General features: G+C 39.4%; 10 protein-coding genes. 1 reads left to right on the top strand and 9 read right to left on the bottom strand.

Annotated elements, in window-relative coordinates; translation table 11 throughout:
* From AAHI99_RS05115 to metE, 9 genes are all read right to left on the bottom strand, one after another.
* Positions 1 to 867: an ankyrin repeat domain-containing protein gene (locus AAHI99_RS05115; RefSeq protein WP_342227226.1), complete on the bottom strand. Its 867-nt coding sequence runs from the start codon at positions 865 to 867 to the stop codon at positions 1 to 3.
* A gap of 84 nt (positions 868 to 951) precedes the next feature.
* Positions 952 to 1,173, bottom strand: coding sequence for an ankyrin repeat domain-containing protein (locus AAHI99_RS05110; protein ID WP_342228357.1), 222 nt, complete (start codon positions 1,171 to 1,173; stop codon positions 952 to 954).
* A 174-nt stretch (positions 1,174 to 1,347) separates the two neighbouring features.
* Positions 1,348 to 1,524, bottom strand: a complete 177-nt coding sequence (locus AAHI99_RS05105) for a hypothetical protein (RefSeq protein ID WP_342227225.1) — start codon at positions 1,522 to 1,524, stop codon at positions 1,348 to 1,350.
* Between the two features lie 29 nt (positions 1,525 to 1,553).
* Complete coding sequence (locus tag AAHI99_RS05100) at positions 1,554 to 2,987, bottom strand: hypothetical protein (RefSeq protein ID WP_342227224.1); 1,434 nt, start codon at positions 2,985 to 2,987, stop codon at positions 1,554 to 1,556.
* 26 nt (positions 2,988 to 3,013) lie between these two features.
* Positions 3,014 to 5,356 (bottom strand): hypothetical protein, encoded by a 2,343-nt coding sequence (locus tag AAHI99_RS05095; protein ID WP_342227223.1) that lies wholly within the window; start codon positions 5,354 to 5,356, stop codon positions 3,014 to 3,016.
* Positions 5,357 to 5,634: 278 nt separating this feature from the next.
* Entirely contained in the window at positions 5,635 to 6,321 is a 687-nt protein-coding gene (locus AAHI99_RS05090) for a hypothetical protein (protein WP_342227222.1), read from the bottom strand.
* Positions 6,322 to 6,427: 106 nt separating this feature from the next.
* Complete coding sequence (locus AAHI99_RS05085; RefSeq protein ID WP_342227221.1) at positions 6,428 to 7,282, bottom strand: hypothetical protein; 855 nt, start codon at positions 7,280 to 7,282, stop codon at positions 6,428 to 6,430.
* Positions 7,283 to 7,349: 67 nt separating this feature from the next.
* Positions 7,350 to 8,189, bottom strand: a complete 840-nt coding sequence (gene metF, locus AAHI99_RS05080; protein ID WP_342227220.1) for a methylenetetrahydrofolate reductase [NAD(P)H] — start codon at positions 8,187 to 8,189, stop codon at positions 7,350 to 7,352.
* Positions 8,167 to 10,518, bottom strand: a complete 2,352-nt coding sequence (metE, locus tag AAHI99_RS05075) for a 5-methyltetrahydropteroyltriglutamate--homocysteine S-methyltransferase (protein ID WP_342227219.1) — start codon at positions 10,516 to 10,518, stop codon at positions 8,167 to 8,169. The genes metF and metE overlap by 23 nt, the downstream gene beginning before the upstream one ends.
* 571 nt (positions 10,519 to 11,089) lie before the next feature.
* Here metE and AAHI99_RS05070 point away from each other — a divergent pair.
* Positions 11,090 to 18,691, top strand: a complete 7,602-nt coding sequence (locus AAHI99_RS05070; protein WP_342227218.1) for a neuraminidase-like domain-containing protein — start codon at positions 11,090 to 11,092, stop codon at positions 18,689 to 18,691.
* Positions 18,692 to 18,693 lie beyond the last annotated feature (2 nt).

The raw sequence follows: 18,693 nt of genomic DNA, 5'->3' as shown, positions 1-18,693 counted from the left end.
TTAATTAGGCGAAGAAGAAGGCGCAGTATTCACCGATTTATCCGCTTTTTTAGAAAGCTCATTTGTTTTTTCTAAGTATAGTAATTTGAAGAACTGATGACAGGATAAAGAAAGTAAAGTATCTTTTTCCAATAAGGAGATTTTATATACAATATCTTCTGCCAAAGTTTTACTATCCAATTTACTTTGTAAAAAACTGATTTTTATTTTTTTAACCTCTTCATCCCAGTAAGCTGAGAAATCTTGGTGTTGTTTTATATATTCAGGTTTTTCTTTTTTTCCAAGATTTTCCAATAATATAGCGCTTATGAGTAGCTTTACTATTTCATCACGCTTAAATGACGAAGCTATATAGAGAGGTGATCTATGGTCGGTTGCATTAACATTAGCTCCATTTTCAATAAGTAACTTAACTATATCCGTATATTCAGCTAAACAAGCTTTATGTAGAGGAGTATGAATTAATCCTTTGTCAGTAGCATTAACTTTAGCTCCATTTTCAATAAATAGCTTTGCTACGTCAGTCCGGCCCCTTGAGCAAGCTTTATGCAGTGGTGTTAATCCTTTGTTATCAGCTACATTAATATTAGCTCCTTTCTCAATAAGTAACTTTGAGATTTCAATACCCCTATAAAAACAAGCATTATGGAGTGGGGTTAATCCTTCATTGTCGGTTGCATTAGGATCAGCTCTATGCTCAATAAGTAGTTTTGCTATCGCAACAGATTTATAAGCCAGATGCAGAGGCCTCCGTCCTTTACTATCGGTTGCATAAACGACAGCGCCTTCTTTTAAGCACTTAGAAACTTCCTTTATGTCATTTTCATTAATTGCGTCAAATAACCGATCGTTTAATGTTTTAGTCATAACATGTCTCATATGAGGATAAATTTAATATCAAATAATAAACACTAGTTTATATTATCAAAATAATATTGAAGAATTATTAAATTAAATCAATTTTATTGATAATAAATTCCTACTGGCTTCCGCTTTCGGAAGTTCTGCAAAATGTAATGGCGTGCTATTATTTGCAGTAGCCGCATGAACATCCGCGCCATTTTTTATAAGTAGCGCAGCTATTTCATAATGCTTTCGCATCATAGGTGAATGCAACCGGGTGTAACCATTTGCTGTAGCAATATTAATATTAGCTTTGTTTTCTATCAGCAACTTGACGATTTCAAAATGACCCCATTGCAAACAGATTGAAGATTATTTCGTGTAAAGGGATCCAATGCACAAACTAATAGACTTTAGCGACAATTGGGTTCAAGAAATGCAAGATAATAAAACAATTCTGAAAAGTATCCTAAATAGTAAAATTAATTTTTTTGATATCAGGCTTTACTTAAACAGCGTTAAGTTTTCTAGATCAGCTTTCTCACGCTGCCATAAAGGATTTTCTTTACTAAGTTGCGGCGAGATCTCAATGAAACCTCCCCATTTTATTTCCCACCACCACCAGGACATCCATGCAAAGGGTTTATAGGCAAGTTGTTGGCCCATGTTTTTGATAAACATCACAAGCATCCTCCTTAAAAACCTTTACATTAACGGCGAAAAAACTGCACATTAGTTTTTGTTGTTGGATCGACGGTTTCTTCTTCTGAATCGATATGAGTATTCGTTCGTTTTAACAGTATCTCCAGAGTCTTTTTAATCTCTACATTTTCTGCTTCCATCCTAGCTTGTCTTATCTTTATTTCTGCATGTTGTGTTTGTATCTGCTGAAACCTTTGATCAAGCTCTTCTGTGAATATGATGAGGTCTTGTTCAAGCTTCTCTCTTAGCTTAGCCAGCGCTAATTCTGAGGGCGGAATGCATTGCTTTAATATGACTAAGCCGTGATCCAATCTCTCGAATGAAGCTTGAACCAATTGTTGAAATTCTTGAAACAAATTTGTTTTTATTCGACCGAGATTTTCACCTCCATCGGATCTATCTGGATGGAATAATAAACTACTATGCCGGAAGAAATAGGTAAATCGACCTTGTAAATGCTCGGAGCGCTTTAACATTTCTCTATAATCAACGCGTTGATGTTTTGCTTCATAGACCAATCTTTCGTAGTCAGACAGGAGTGGTTCAATTAATGCTTCTAGACTGTGTAAGCACTGCTGTAAAAATGCTTGGATGGCTGCATAGTCAGGTGGGTTTTCTTTTGACATCTGCTTTAAGGCATATTGTTTGAGCGCTAACCATTCATTGATTGAACTCAATGAAGAATTTAAATCAGCACCCAAAGAGCAACGGCTTGTTTTTTCAACCACAGCAGGACCTACATACACCAATGCTCGACAGGCGTTCTCTTGTATGGGCTGATAGGGTTGGCACCAATGTTGAAAATAATTTCTGAGTATTTTGCCAAGTTCTGAATATTCATCTTCTAATTTTTTTTGTATGGACTCGCGATCACAGTCTTCAGGTAATTCCTTTAAATAGCGGTCCAATAGGTTTAAAAAAATCCGTTGCCTTTTTTTTTCATGTTGAGTCAGTAGGGCATCAAGATTTTTTTCCATCCATTGAGTATTTCCTGCATAGGCTTCGAGACGATGTTCTAAGATCGAATGATCCCGACTTAATTTTTTTATGAACAAGTCCACCAGTCGTTGTTCGGGTTCATACAGCCGCAAGCGTTGTTCGAGTAATGGATTCTCTTGATGAATGCGCTGAAAAGCAAGGCAACGTTGATAATAAGACCAAATCATTATCCGATTGGTAATATCCGTAAATAAACGTAATAAGCAACGTCGCCAAAAAGGCCTTTTCCAATAAGCGGCAATTTGTTGTTGTAATTCATCCGGCGTTTGTTTAAACAGCGTTAAGTTTTCTAGATCAGCTTTCTCACGCTGCCATAAAGGATTTTCTTTACTAAGTTGCGGCGAGATCTCAATGAAACCTCCCCATTTTATTCCCCACCACCAGGACATCCATGCAAAGGGTTTATAGGCAAGTTGTTGGCCCATGTCTTCGATAAACATCACAAGCATCCTCCTTAAAAACCTTTACATTAACGGCGAAAAAACTGCACATTAGTTTTTGTTGTTGGATCGACGGCTTCTTCTTCTGAAACAGCATTTTTACTGGTTCGTTTTAATAATATCTCAAGTGTTTTCTTGATCTCTGCATATTGTGTTTCGGCCGCTGCTTGTTTTGCTTTCGTCTCGGCTAGTTCTGTTTGTACTGTAACTAGTTTTTCTTGAGCCTTATCGAGTTTTATTTCTGTCGCTGCTAATTTTGCTTCTGTCGCGGCATGTTTTTCTTGAGCTTGGTTTTGTTCTTTTGCACGATTTTCACTTAGTTGCTTGATTTCCTCTGCTTGATTTTTGAGCATTTCGTTTTGTTGCGTAAAAATCTGAGCCTTGTTGGCTTCTAACTGGCTATCAAATTCATCCACTAATTTTATGGCTTTATCATGTAAAGAAGAGACATTAAAAATGCCTCTTAAGGCATTGACAGACTTTTTTTTCATTTTATGCATAATCATCTGAACTTCAGAAAGTGCCGCATAAGTGACACCTAAAGGATTCTGATTAATTACTTTCAGGCTTGCATCTAAGTCTTTATAGATTTGTGCACATTCCTTATCTCTTGCTTCGGATGGATTTTGTAGGCCTAACATCTTATTCCAGGTAGCGAGTGCTTCATAAGCAATCGACATTAACAGCGAAGGATTATCCTTTTTCACCAAATGCAAACTATACTTGTCTAAATGATCTTTTAAGTGCGTAAAAACTTGGAGTAAGCCGGAATAATTCTTTAAACGTTCGGACGTCAGTGCGATTAATCGTGAATCTCGGCGAATATAATCAACCACGAATTTTTTTAATTCTCCCGGACTTTGAAACACTTTCACTAAAAAGGGTTCTTGTTCATCCTCTGGAGTTTCAAACAAATCGGCCTTAGCGTTTAGTAAATTCTGCAATGCAGAGAGATTTTGAGTTTCTAAGGATTTTTTTAATAAAACATAACCGACGGTCTTGCTTCCATCTGCAAGCTGTAATTGAAACAGGTCAGACTCCTCTAATTGTGAATCGCGACGAATACGTTCCAGGACTAGTGTTTTAATAGCACCTTGAGTTTGCAGCAGTTTAACTAAAAAAGGTTCTTCTTCATGAGGAGGGAATTCAAGTAAATTAGCGTTTGCATTTAATAAGGTTTGTATGGCTTTTTGATTGTTCGCTTCCAATGCCTTTTCCAGCAAAATACAGCCGATAGTTTTGCTCGTATTAGACGGTAAGGTATCTACATGCAATTGTACAAGCGCAGGAGATTTTTCGTTAATCAGATAGCGATGATCCTGATAAATAGGATGTAGGAGGTCGGTATAATTTCCATCGGTAATAGCCAAGGAGGCTTGACTTCTTAATAAGAAAGCAAATTGTTGTTCTAGTTTTGCTTGCTGTAAGGTTTGCTGTGGATTGGAATTCAATTCTTTCAGTGACTCTAAAGCTACCATAGCAATTTGCAGTAATTTATCTTGCGATAAATATTTTTCTTTGAATCGTTCTAAGCCTGGTTTAGATAAACTTTTTTTTAAAGCTTGATAGACATTCAGTAATTTCACATCCGTGGGTTCTGCTAGGATTATGTCTATTTGATAATTCTTATCTAATAGATTAGCCAAAGCCGTGTAAGCAGAAGTATCAAGAACACTATTACCTAAATTCAATGCTTTAAGTGTAGGGTGATGTTCCAAGATTCGACAAAGTTGTTGCCAAGCGGACGGATCCGCTTCGGTAATCTCCAGATGTAACAGTTCTAATGTCGTATTGGCTAAAAACTGGATAACCTCTATTTGCTTAGACAGCGAGAAAGGGCTTATCGATAATTCTTGCAAAGCAGAATTTTTAGTTAATGATTTCAATAATTCATTATAAAACTCCTGCGTAGCCAATGCATCTAGCTGATGATAAGGGCAGAAAAACAACTGATCCAGTTCGATTGAACTCCAGGATTGAGTCAATAGAGAAAGTAAGTCTTTTTTTAATGACTCAAGTGGAGTTTCCAATTCTAATGGGTGCCAAACTACTTCATTTATATCCCCGAAACTCACGGGAGTATTAAAACCTTGCAGCGATCCCATTTGACTAATAGCGAGATCACCGTAACTATCCGCCCATCGACGAGGAACATGTTGAATGACTGGTCCCGAACCATGTTTTCTTCGGGAGCTATCTGGAATCATTTGAATATCTTTTAAGCGAATGCGAAGGGGAATACTAAATGGCTTTTGTTGGAGTTGTTCGATATTTTTTTCAAGATCCCGAATATTTCCAGAAGAAAATTCTGAGTTTTTTAATTCAAAAAAACCATTTTCAGAAAATTTTTTTAATGTAGATGGAAAAAGCATAATTCACTCCTGTTATTATTGTTTCCTATTTTTTTATTATCTAGTTTAATTGATATTTTTTAACTTGACCAGATCAACCAGGATATTTTTATTTATTTAGGATAAAAAATAATTTTCCAGTTTATTTTTTTATCTCGATAAATAATTTAATAATTTGAACAGCTTTTTTTCTTAGTTTTTTAAAATATTAAAAAACCACTGCATAAGATCTTTTCATAAACGCATGCTTAAAAAATCGATAAAAATCAGAATCAAATAGCCATTAAAACATCAGGGAGCTATTTTCTTAGCTGAGTGGCTAAAATCATGTTATTGAGATGGATAGCTGTATTTTCTTCATTATTGGCATTATCTCTATTTGATGAGGATTTAAAAAAAACAGAAGAAATAGGTTGAGGTTTATTTTCTACAGAGTTGCCTTCTAAAACAATCTTTTTATCTTGGTTAAGGTCTAATTCCTTTTTAGCTTCTTCATAGTAAGGAGTTAATTCAGCCATAATTTCTTTTAAGGCGTTTGGGTAAAGAATTTTTTCGGCTAGTGTTATTGCTGCTTTCAGTGTGTATACGCCAATACCAAGTAGGGGAAGTCCTGCCATTGCGATTCCTATACATGCAGCTGTCAGTATGAACGCTCCTGTAACGACAGACGAGAGAAAAAACAATAGAGCGAGTGAGAAACACATGATTGCCATGCTCACTACAAGAGACCCTAATAAAGATAAAAATAACAGCTTAACAATATCCATAGTTTGCCGAAATAGTGTTTTATTATGGCTATTTACATAATCTATAAGCGCATTGTGTATCATTTTGGCTTTTTCTGGATCGATTTCAACTAAGTTTTTAATTAATTGTAGGGCTTTCTCTACAAGGGTTCTATCACACTTTTTTAGCAGTTCAGTATCTAGCAATATATCACAATAAAAAGGCATGGGTTGTTTAGCAGAGTTTTTAATTATTTGCATTTGATAAAATTTCTCTTAGGTAGACCTTTAAAAATTGATCCTAGCTTTTTTGAAGCTTAAGCTTCAAAAAATAAACCTATCAACAAATTATTGGGTAAATAAAACATTAACGTTTAAACTTAATTAAGTTTAAGTCGCCATCATGTTTTATTAAATTATTAACAAATGCTTTTCTCGCGATGGGTGAAAGCATTTTTAAGGTCGAAAACTTTTCGGAAAGATTGATTTGGAACGCAATAGCTTTTGAAATAGCCGGGGAATTTCTTAAGACTCTATAAAATTCTTGATACTCAAATTTATCATTTTTAATTCGTCCTAATAATTTTTTATGATCTCTAAATTCTTTTTCGGTTTTAATTTCTGTGTTTTCTAACAAAGCTTCATATATATCAACCGGCTCTCCATCCGAGGAATCAGCGACACCTAACATGAATTCAAAAAGGTCAGATTCAAAAAACCATTCGATATTACTTAAAGAAGTCGATGCAGATGAAAGGATTGTTTTTAATTTTTTGAGATCCTGCAAATAAACCTCAAAAAAATTTCCTTCTAGATCAGGATCCTTTTGATCGTTTTCATTTTCGTCTTTTTGTAATTCGAGTAATTCTTCTTTTAGAAAAAAGAGTGAAGAAAGAGTATCAATACGTTGATTTAAAAACTTTTCTTCTTGCTGGGAAAAATGTATGTCTGAAATTTTTAACAATCCTTCAATTATTCTAAAGTCAGTTACTTTATTGATAAGGGTTTTTAAAAACAAAGAATCAGCATTCAGCTTAAATTCCTGATAAAATAGATTAGCTTTTAATTGTCTAATAACATCTGCAAGAAGTTCTGGCGAAACAGGAGAATTTAATAGCTCTTTTAGTTTTATATAGTCATTAAATAATGCTTGGTTATTGGCGAAAGTATCAAGAGGGAGTGAGTTTACAATTTTGTCAAGTTTAATCTCTACTTTTTGCATAGGAAAATTATTTATTATTACATGAGATGAGGTAAATAATAGCTTAATGTTTTTAATTAACAAGAATTTAAATGAGATTTTGAATAATACTCTGCGTCGGTTCGGCGCGATTTAGAGTATAAAAATGAAACTCTTTGACACCGTTTTGCAATAAACTACGGCAAAGTTTGCTGACAAATTCAATACCAATTTCTTGTAAGGAAATGGGGTCATCGCTGTAAGTTTTAAGATGTTTATGTAACCATAAAGGAATTTCCGCGCCGCAAGCAGTCGAAAATTGCATGAGTTTTTGATAATTCATAATCGGTGTAATGCCGGGAATGATCGGAATACGAATAGAAGATTTATCGCAGGCTTCTATAAAACGAAAATAAGCATCACTATTAAAAAAGAATTGGGTAATGGCGCTATTAGCACCGGCTTCAATTTTCCGTTTAAAATTTTCAATGTCCATCGCCGGACTAATCGCGCGTGGATGAAATTCAGGATAGGCGGCAACAATAATGTGAAAATAATTACCCGTCATTTTGCGGATGGCAGCAATTAATTCAGTCGCATAATTAAATTCAATTTCTATCGGTGTAGCATCGCTAGGTAAATCACCTTGAATCACCAATAATTGTTTAATACCTAATTTTTTATACTCATTAAGTAGCTCTTGTAAGCGTTGACTTGTCATATTCACACAGGAAATATGGGGAGTTGCTGCAATCCCATGTGCGACGAATTGTCGCACTACCTCCAATGATTTTTGTTGTAAAGATCCACCCGCACCAAAAGTCACAGAAAAATATTTGGGTTTTAGTTGACATAACTCCTGTCGTGCCTGATCCAGATCATCGGCAGCTTTTTTTGTTTTAGGAGGAAAAATTTCAAAACTAAAATTAAATTTTCGAAAAAATGACATGTGAGGAATCCTTCCTAGCTAAGGGTTGGGCAAGAAGAGAGGTATCTTCGCGGAGTAATTTGGCAGCGCTTACCATGTTGCGTAATGCTGCGCTGACTTCAGGCCAATTCCGGGTTTTTAAGCCACAATCTGGATTTACCCATAGACGCTCAATTGGAATATAACGTAATGCGTGTTGGAGTTGTTCGATCATTTCCTCTTGTGAAGGTATACGCGGTGAATGGATGTCATAGATACCCGGCCCGATTTCATTCGGATAGGAAAAATTTTCAAATGCTTGTAATAGTTCCATTTTTGAACGTGAACTTTCCAGTGTGATGACATCCGCATCGAGTGCGGCAATGGCTGCTATCACATCATTAAACTCGGAATAGCACATGTGCGTATGAATCTGTGTGCTATCTTTGACGCCACAGGAAGCAATGCGGAATGAAAACACCGCCCAATCTAAATATTTCTGCCAATCATCTCGACGTAAGGGCAAGGTTTCGCGAAAAGCAGGTTCATCAATTTGAATAATATTAATGCCGGCTTTTTCTAGATCAAGCACTTCATCACGCAATGCTAAAGCAATTTGTAAGGCAGTGACTTGATGCGCTTGATCATCACGGACAAAAGACCATGCTAATATCGTCACAGGACCGGTTAACATGCCTTTGACAGGACGTTTGCTTAAGCTTTGGCTATATGCAGACCATTCAACGGTCATTGCCTCGGGGCGGCTAACGTCTCCAAAAATAATGGGTGGTTTGACACACCGTGATCCATAACTTTGTACCCATCCGTTTTTAGTAAAAGCAAACCCATTTAACAGTTCGCCAAAATACTCAACCATATCATTACGTTCGGCTTCACCGTGGACTAAGACATCTAAATCTAGCGCTTCTTGTTGGGCTATTACATCGGCGATATGTTGTTTTATTTTTTGTTGATAGATCTCGTGTGTAATTTTTCCGGATTTATATTCTTGACGAATTTTTCTGATATCAGCGGTTTGTGGGAAAGAACCGATAGTGGTGGTGGGTAATAACGGCAATTGTAAAGATGATTTTTGTTGTTTGGCGCGTGAAATATAATCGGTATTGCGTTTGGCAAAATCATTGGTGATTGATTGAATACGATTTTGCACTACGTTATTATGGATACGTGGTGAAGTTTTACGTGTTTGCAAAGCGATTTGATTTTCATCTAATAAATTCTTAATTGTTGATTCATTAGAATTCAAGGCGCGCGATAATAACGAAATTTCTGTTAATTTTTGTTTAGCGAAAGCTAGCCAAGTTTTTATTTCTGGATCTAATTTAGTTTCGTTATCTAAATCGACCGGAGTGTGAAGTAATGAACAACTACTGCTAAGCCATAATTTATCACCATACACTTCGCTGATAGGACGTAGTGTCGTTAATAGTTTATTTAAATCGGCACGCCAAATATTTCGACCATTTATAAAACCTAAAGAAATAATTTTATCTTTGGGGAAATGCGCTAGACAACTCGCTAATTGTTCAGGGGCAGCGCAACAATCGATATGTAAGCCATCAATCGGTAACTGTTTGATAATCGATAATTTATCGCTGATGGCGCCAAAATAAGTGGCTAATAAACAGTTTATATTTTTAAAATTTAATTGTGGGTAACTTTTGAGATAGGCTTGTTGCCAAGCTGGAGGTAAATCTAATACTAAAATAGGCTCATCAATTTGGACCCATTCAATCTTTCTAGCGTTAAATTCTGCAAAAATTTGATTATAAACGGGTAATAAATTTTCTAATAAACTTAGTTTATCGAATTCAGCTTGCTTAGCTTTTCCTAGCCAAAGATAACTTAAGGGACCGAGTAAAACCGGTTTTACTCGGTAACCTTTAGCGAGTGCGCGATCGATAGCGCTAAATAAATAATCTGTGCTTAATTGAAAATTTTGTTTTAAATTAAATTCAGGAACAATATAGTGGTAATTGGTATTAAACCATTTTGTCATTTCACAGGCAGTCGTTTCCTGTACATCCGGAGCTTGGCCACGTGCCATACAAAATATTGTATTGAGATCAATTTTTTTATTTTCAATTTTAAAACGTTCTGGAATTACGCCTAATAGAGCGCTGTGATCTAATACGTGGTCATACCAAGAAAAATCACCCACAGTAATAAAGTCCAGACCAGCATCGGCTTGCATTTGCCAATTGGTGTCTTCAATGCGCTGTCCTATCTGTTGTAATTCTGCGAGTGATAATTCTTTGCGCCAATAGCTTTCAACTGCTTTTTTCATTTCTCGATTAGCACCAATTCGCGGTAGGCCAAGCACATGTGATTGATTTAAACGAATAGACATAACATTTTTCCCTTAAAAATTTAAAAAAACCCTTTTTTTAAATAACATGAACCCAAACTGAAAATTATTTTATTAAAAGCCTGTTGTAATGTAGAGCTGTAAACTCTAATGCATTAAAACAGGCTACATAGGCGACAAAAATAAATAGAATAAAAGCAGAACTTGCGAGGAGTGCTGAATAGATACGCAATCTTTAAAGTAACAACAATAATCATCCATGACAATTCACTCTTAGTTGGTCTTCCGACTAAAAATAAGTAGCGAAAAAAAACCACCTGGCTAAAGCTGCGGTGGTTTTCATGACGCTTTAGCTAAACTTAATATAGCGCCAGCAAGCTGTAGCTCAAATCGGCGCTTATCACACTGAAAAATTATAAATGGAAAATAAAAAATATGCAATATGTGTATTTGAGATAAAATATTTTTAGGGAAATAACAAAAGATTATTTTTTAAATTTAATCTATTTCCCAAGTTAAAATTTTTTATTATTAGAATGTTGTAAAAATGAAAAATTTTTCTTGTCATGCAACACATTTATGTTATTTAATAAAAATAGTATGATGTAATTTGATGTATAAAAAAAAGGATTTTATGTATACAGTCGAATCAATTCTGATGGAATTAGCAAAAAAATCAAAAGGGAAAACAAAGAGTCTTGCGCATTTCATGCCGCTATCTTTTGAGGAGCTCAATCAAGAAACAGAAAACTTTCTTTCCAGATCAGAAATAAGCTACCTGTATGAGGCCGCTCAACAGGGGAGAAAAGACAATACGATACTGGACTCCCGGTTATTGGCGCATGCTAATCCGCAGCTGGCGCGTATTGCACATTTTGGGATTACGCGGCTGATACAAACCCGTAGTTATGATGAGTGGTTTGCTGGACGTGCGAGCCGTTTTGTGAAACCGGGCTCAGTCGCATCGATGTTTTCGCCCGCTGCGTATCTGACTGAACTGTATCGTGAAACTAAAGACCTTCACGCCAGTAGTTCACCTTATCACTTAGCAAAACGGCGTCCGGATCTGGCTGAACTGGCGCTGACGCAGGCTAATATGGATGATGAAATTTCCACACTCACTTTGTCTAATGAACTGCTGCTAAATAACCTTCAGGCGCGGGAAGGCAAGGATTACAATGGTGTGCTGGAAATGCTGTCTAGTTATCGGCAGACAGGTATAACGCCCTATCATTTCCCGTATGAGGCAGCTCGTCTTGCGATTTTGCTACAAGATGAACGTTTTTCTGCGTTCACTAATAATCCTGAAGTGGCGAAGTTAGTGGATCCGGCGTCGTTATTGGCGATATATGCGGATATTTCACCTGAGCTATACCGAATTCTCACAGAAGAAATTACGGAAGAAAATGCCACTGAATTGATTAAGAAAAATTTTGGTGAGATTAACGTTGAACCGTTCTGCACTTATTCTCAATTGGCGCGCTATTATGATCTGTCATATGAAGAACTGAGTGCGCAGTTCAGTTTATCACCAGCCCGTAAAACGGATATTGCCCAGCAACAGTATCAGAATGATCAATTGATCAAGTTATTAGAGGTTGCTGATCGTACTGTCAAGGCGCTGCTGATTAAACGCATACCCGGCGATGCTTATAAGAAATCCCTAAATTATGCTGAACTTATTCCATTGTCAGGAGATGATTATCTTTATAATTTTAGTGTGAAAAAAACAGAGTCTCATTTGCCAGAGCTTCGGCTCCAGAATGGAGAGGCTGAATATTTATATCAAAATTCGAATTTTGTACCTTTAGCGAATACCCAGTACAGTATTCCTATCAAACTTTCTATAGAACAGGTCACTACGGGTTTAAATCTTCGTTTATTTCGATTTAGACCCACCCCCTGGGATGGTGTAGGTGGACACGCTTTTTTCCAGGCTAAAGAGGTTTCTGCGAATGTACTTCTATTGACGCTGAACAAGCTGATACGCTTATATAAAGCGAGTGGGATTGATACGACCGATATTGGACAGGTTATTCAAAGCATCCATCATAATAATGACTTCGTCATTGATAGTGCGGTGCTGGATAAGTTGTTTTATGTGAAGTATTACCTGCAGCGCTATGTCATCAGCGTTGAGGATGCGTTGGTATTGTGTAATGCCGATATCAGCCAGTATACGGCGAAACAGCAAGCGAGTCAGTTCACGCGCCTATTTAACACGCCTTATCTAGATGGTCAAGAATTCTCTGCTGATAACATGAGTCTGGATTTAACACCCGGAGTATCCGATGATTATTTCCGTCTCGGGGTATTAAAGCGGGCGTTCCAGGTTAATGATACAGAATTGTATACACTGTGGAAGCTGGCTAGCGGAGGAGAGAACACATCGTTTAGTTGTTCCATGAAAAACCTGTCTGCGCTGTATCGCGTGCGACTGCTGGCCAAGTTGCATCATTTGACGGTGAATGAGTTGTCCATGCTGCTGTCAATTTCTTCTTATGCGGGGCGAGCGCTTGTAGATTTGTCTGATATGGAGCTCGTGTCATGGGTGTATTTTCTGTTTCAGTGCACGCAATGGCTGAGTAGGCAACGTTGGGTCGTTAGTGACGTGTACCTGATGCTGACCAATAACTACAGTATGACGCTGACGCCGGATATTGAGAATCTTATCACCACGTTGCGTAACGGTGTGTCCGATGAGTTACTTTCCGGTGCTGAATTAATTAGCGCGGCTGCGCCGTTTATTGCGGCCGCAACCCAACTGGATTCTGCAGAAACAGCCACTGCAATTCTACGATGGATCAATCAACTGCAGCCACAGGGACTGAGCTTTGATGCTTTCATGCAACTGGTTAGGCAGGATACCCGTTCGGCTGACGAGACTATGAATATGGTGGCGTTCTGCCAGGTAATGGGTCAACTGTCATTGATTGTGCGCAATACTGGGCTCAGTGCCAGCGAGCTGTCGTTGTTGGTAACCCAACCGCAACAATTCCAGGCAGGGGAAAGCTTGCCACATGACCTTACGACGTTGCAGGCACTGACGCGTTTCCACGCGTGGATTAATCAGTGTGGAAGTTATGCAACGGAAGTGCTGACAGCGTTAGGTTTAGGGACACTGACGACAGAACAGTTGGCCGTGGCCTTGACACTCGACGCTCTGGAAGTTGCGCAGGCACTGCAACAAACGGGTAGCACATCGGTGCTGTTCAGCGACTGGAAAACCGTAGATGCGACGCTGCAGTGGCTGGATGTGGCGGCGACACTGGGGATTACGCCAGACGGTGTGGCGTCCCTTATTAAGTTGAAATATATTGCCGAATCTAATACGCCAACGCCAAGCTTCAGCGACTGGCGTGCTGTCAGCACGTTGCTACAGGCTGGATTGAATGATCAACAAACGGCTGATTTACAAGCCTTCTTGGATGAGTCCAGCAGTGCAGCGCTTAGTGCGTATTACATCAAAAAAATGGCGCCTAGTTGGGTTACGAGTCGGGATGAGTTGTACAGCTATTTGCTGATTGATAATCAGGTTTCTGCCCAGGTTAAGACCACGCGTCTCGCTGAAGCGATTGCCAGCATTCAGTTGTATGTCAATCGGACCCTGAGTGGTGTCGAAGAAAACGCTTCCGAACGGGTCAGAACACGTCAATTTTTTAGCGACTGGGAAACCTATAATAAGCGTTATAGTACCTGGGCTGGGGTATCGTTACTGGTCTATTACCCAGAAAACTATATTGACCCGACCTTGCGGATAGGTCAGACAAAAATGATGAATGATTTGTTACAGCAGATCTCACAGAGTCAGCTGAATACCGATACGGTCGAGGAAGGATTCAGAAATTATCTGGCGGCCTTTGAAGATGTAGCGAATTTGAATGTGACCAGTGGTTATCATAATAATGTAGATGTTGATGAGGGTTTAACTTACTTCATTGGTTATAGTCAAACCGAGCCTAAGCGTTATTACTGGCGTAAGGTTGATCACAGCAAAGCCAGTAAAGGAAAGTTTGCAGCGAATGCGTGGGGCGAGTGGAATGAAATTGTGTGTGCGATGGTTCCCCACCAGGGCTTCATACGTCCGGTACTCTATAAGTCAAGACTGTATGTGATTTGGATTGAGCAAGAGGTTCGTAAAAATGAAGATGCGAGCACTGATATCGTTTACTACCATTGCAAACTCTCGCATCTTCGTTACGACGGCAGTTGGGCATCCCCGTTTACTTTCAATGTCACAGAATATATTGAAGCTGTCAGTGAGACACCTATGCTAAATAATGCTACAGGTTTGTTTTGCGCAGAATATAAATACAATGTAACAGGATCCAGTGCCGGGACTGCCTTAGTAATTTTCTTCTACAAAAAACAAGAGACTTATCCCGAACCTGATAAGTTTGAAGGAAAGGGGTTTTTCGTTCTTTACGACATGTCAATTTCTGAAATTAATGCGGGTGAGCGAAAAAATCTTATACCTCTAATAAGCAATCAGCTGGATACCCCTACAACAAGAAAAATCAATCTGAGTTTGATTAGTGAAAAAGATAATCGCGTTGTATCGGTTAAGCAGTCTAAACGAGAAGTCAACGACTGTTTTACGTTTGACACCGAGATAGAAGCTATTGATTGTTTGGTGACGGATGAGAACATCCATTTCGGGCTTTCCCTTACATTCAACATAATGCATAACAAGAATTTAACTAGCGATGATCTATTGTTATTTCATCAGATAGTGGTGGTAGACGAAGGGCTGGTTGGGAGCGATTACTTATGTTTCTACGACAAGCAAACCATTAACATAACTCAGGGAGGATCAGCCACTGATGCAAGACTTGTTGTAAGGGTTGGCGGTGATAGAAAGGATTATTTTGAACCTTATTTTATCATTTATTTAGCAAATCCCCCAGAGAAACAGATAACTATTCGAGAGAATGATGAGTTTCTGTCGTATATCCGGATTGTTGTACCCTATGATGGAGAAAAAATAATTATTAGTTCTTCACAGGCAATTAAAGGTGGTAATGAAGGGAAAATAAATACTCTCAACGTGGAGTTTGATGATCCAAACGATCGAGTTACTATTTATACTCAATATGAACAAAGCCACCAAAAAATTTCGTTATTTGATCCAGCAAGGGTGACCTTTAATATTTCGGCTCCTGGAAAAAAGGTAGTAGGTAATGCTCGCGATTGGTGCAGTCGATTGCCGATGCTTGATCCAAGAAAAATGGTGTATGCCTTTAATAGGGTAGAGATGCTAATTCCTAACAAAGGTATGATAGATCTTTTAAATGTAACCTGTCTCTTCATCGCAGAAAATAGTACTGGTAAAAAAGCCAGCAACCTCGCGACTATAATTCTGGACGTCCAGCCAATAAAAAAAGTTGTAAAAGAAGAAAAAAATAGTTCCTCCATTATATTGGATAAAAATATAAATGGTGCGCAATATATGCAAAGCGGCCCGTATCGGACGCGGCTTAATACCTTGTTTGCTACGCAACTAATTGAGCGTGCCGATCTGGGCATTGATACGGTATTAACACTAAATACACAGAAATTGCCTGAGCCGCCGATGGGGGATGGTGGTTATATGAGCGTCATACTGCCGCGTTATGATGCGAGTGTCCATGGTAATTCCCGCCGTGCTAGAATTACCTTTTGGCGCGGACTCGAGGCTGAAGGTGAGCTGGGTTATTATGATTTTTGGCAGGGCTCCTTAACAGATTCTTCACAGGATGTGGTTCTGTTTGTGCCATTATCAAGTACACAATCCCCTTTTTACAATGTTATCAATTTTCCTTACGATCTATCTGAAGGTCTTAAGATGTATTTGAGCTGTGACCAGGGTCGGAAGTTAATAGGTACGCTGCAGATTAAAAAAGTGGGTAATCATCTTACCTTGGCTGGCTATACAGCAGCTAGCAATCCAGCAGCAAATGGGTCCTTATTGAATGCGTATAGAGAGCCAATGGATTTTAGCGGTGCGAATGCGCTGTATTTCTGGGAGATGTTCTATTACACACCGATGATGGTGTTTCAACGGCTGTTGCAAGAGCAGAATTTCACCGAAGCCCGCCGTTGGCTAGAGTATATCTGGAACCCAGCGGGATATATGCTGCGCGGTGAATTACAGGATTATTATTGGAATGTCCGGCCGCTAGAGGAGAACACCTCTTGGAACGCCAATCCGTTGGATTCGGTGGATCCAGATGCAGTGGCTCAGAACGATCCGATGCATTACAAAGTAGCTACGTTTATGAAAGCGCTGGATTTATTGATAGCGCGCGGCGATGCGGCTTATCGTCAGCTGGAGCGAGATACGCTGAACGAAGCCAAAATGTGGTATATGCAGGCATTAAGCTTGTTGGGTGAGGAGTCTTATATTTCGCAGGAGGCAAGCTGGCCCGAGCCGCGGCTGGATGAGGCGGCGAGTTTGACGACCCACAATACCTATCAGCGAGTTTTACTGCAATTGTACCAACAAGTGGAACTACCAGCGCCGCGTACGGCGAATTCGTTAACCGCGCTGTTCCTTCCGCAGCTGAATGAAAAGCTGCAAGCTTACTGGCAAACGCTGGCACAGAGGTTATACAACCTGCGTCATAATCTGTCGATTGATGGACAACCGCTAAGCTTGTCCATTTATGCAACACCCGCTAACCCGGCTGCGCTGCTGAGCGCGGCAGTGACTGCCTCACAAGGTGGCGGGAATTTGCCGAAGGCGGTAATGCCATTGTACCGTTTTGCGATTATCTTGGAGAATGCCAAGGGTGCAGTTGCCCAGCTAACACAGTTTGGGAACACACTGCTCAGTATTACCGAGAGGCAAGACGCGGAGGCTCTAACTGAACTGCTGCAAACTCAGGGCAGTGAATTGGCTTTGCAGAGTATCCAGGTGCAGAATCAAGTGGTTAGTGAAATTGATGCCGACCAAGCCGTACTGCAGGAGGGGCTCAATAGTGCGCAGTCTCGCTTTAACAGTTTTAGGGCACTGTATAATGAAAATGTTAATAGCGGTGAAAAACAAGCGATGGACCTGTACTTATCCTCATCGGTACTGAGCACCAGTGGTAAGACACTGTATATGGCAGCTGCAGCGGCTGACTTGGTGCCAAATATCTATGGTTTTGCGGTAGGTGGCTCTCGCTGGGGTGCATTGTTTAATGCTACCGGTATCGGTATCGAGATTGGCGCAGCAGCCACGCTGACGGCTGCGAATAAAATTAGCCAGTCTGAAATATACCGTCGCCGTCAGCAGGAATGGGAAACCCAGCGCAATAATGCTGAGTTTGAAATAAAACAGCTTAATGCCCAATTAGATACTTTGCAGATACGTCGTAAAGCGGCGTTACTGCAGAAAGATTATTTAGAAACTCAACAGACGCAAACGCAAGCACAGCTGACTATTTTGCAGAGTAAGTTCACTAACAAGGCATTGTATAACTGGCTGCGCGGGCGACTAGCCGCTATTTATTATCAATTTTATGATCTGACCGTTTCCCGCTGTTTGATGGCTGAACAAGCGTATCAATATGAACTGAATGACGCTGAGGCAAGTTTTATTAAGCCGGGTGCCTGGCAAGGGACGTACGCCGGTCTACTGGCCGGTGAGACGCTGATGCTGAATCTCGTGCAAATGGAAAAATCATATCTGGAAAAGGATGATCGGGCCTTGGAAGTGATCCGTACGGTGTCTTTAGCGGAAGTTTATGCGGGTTTGGGCGAAGCGGATAAATTTATTTTTAATGACAAGGTTCAGGCTTTGCTGAAGACAGGGTCGGGTAGTACCGGGACAGAGAGTAATGGTTTACGTATCACAAAAGAGCAGTTGCATGCCTCCGTGCGGTTAGCGGATTTGAAAATCCAAGATGATTACCCGGGGGATTTGGGTGCGGTACGCCGTATCAAACAAATTAGCGTTACCTTACCTACGCTGGTGGGCCCTTATCAGGATGTGCAAGCCGTGCTGAATTACGGCGGTAGTGTGGTGATGCCGCGTGGTTGTAAAGCATTGGCGGTTTCACATGGCATCAATGATAGTGGTCAATTTGTGTTAGATTTCAATGATGCGAAATATCTGCCCTTTGAAGGGATACCGGTGAATGACAATAGCTCGCTCAGTTTGAGCTTCCCGCATGCGATGGGTAAGCAAGCCGAGATGTTGAAGAGTCTCAACGATATTATTCTGCATATTCGTTATACGATTCGTCATTAAAT

It is taken from the genome of Rickettsiella endosymbiont of Rhagonycha lignosa (assembly GCF_964031165.1).
In the GTDB taxonomy this organism is placed as follows: domain Bacteria; phylum Pseudomonadota; class Gammaproteobacteria; order Diplorickettsiales; family Diplorickettsiaceae; genus Aquirickettsiella.
Note: the sequence above shows the minus strand (reverse complement) of the source record. Positions and strands in the feature narration are given on the sequence as shown.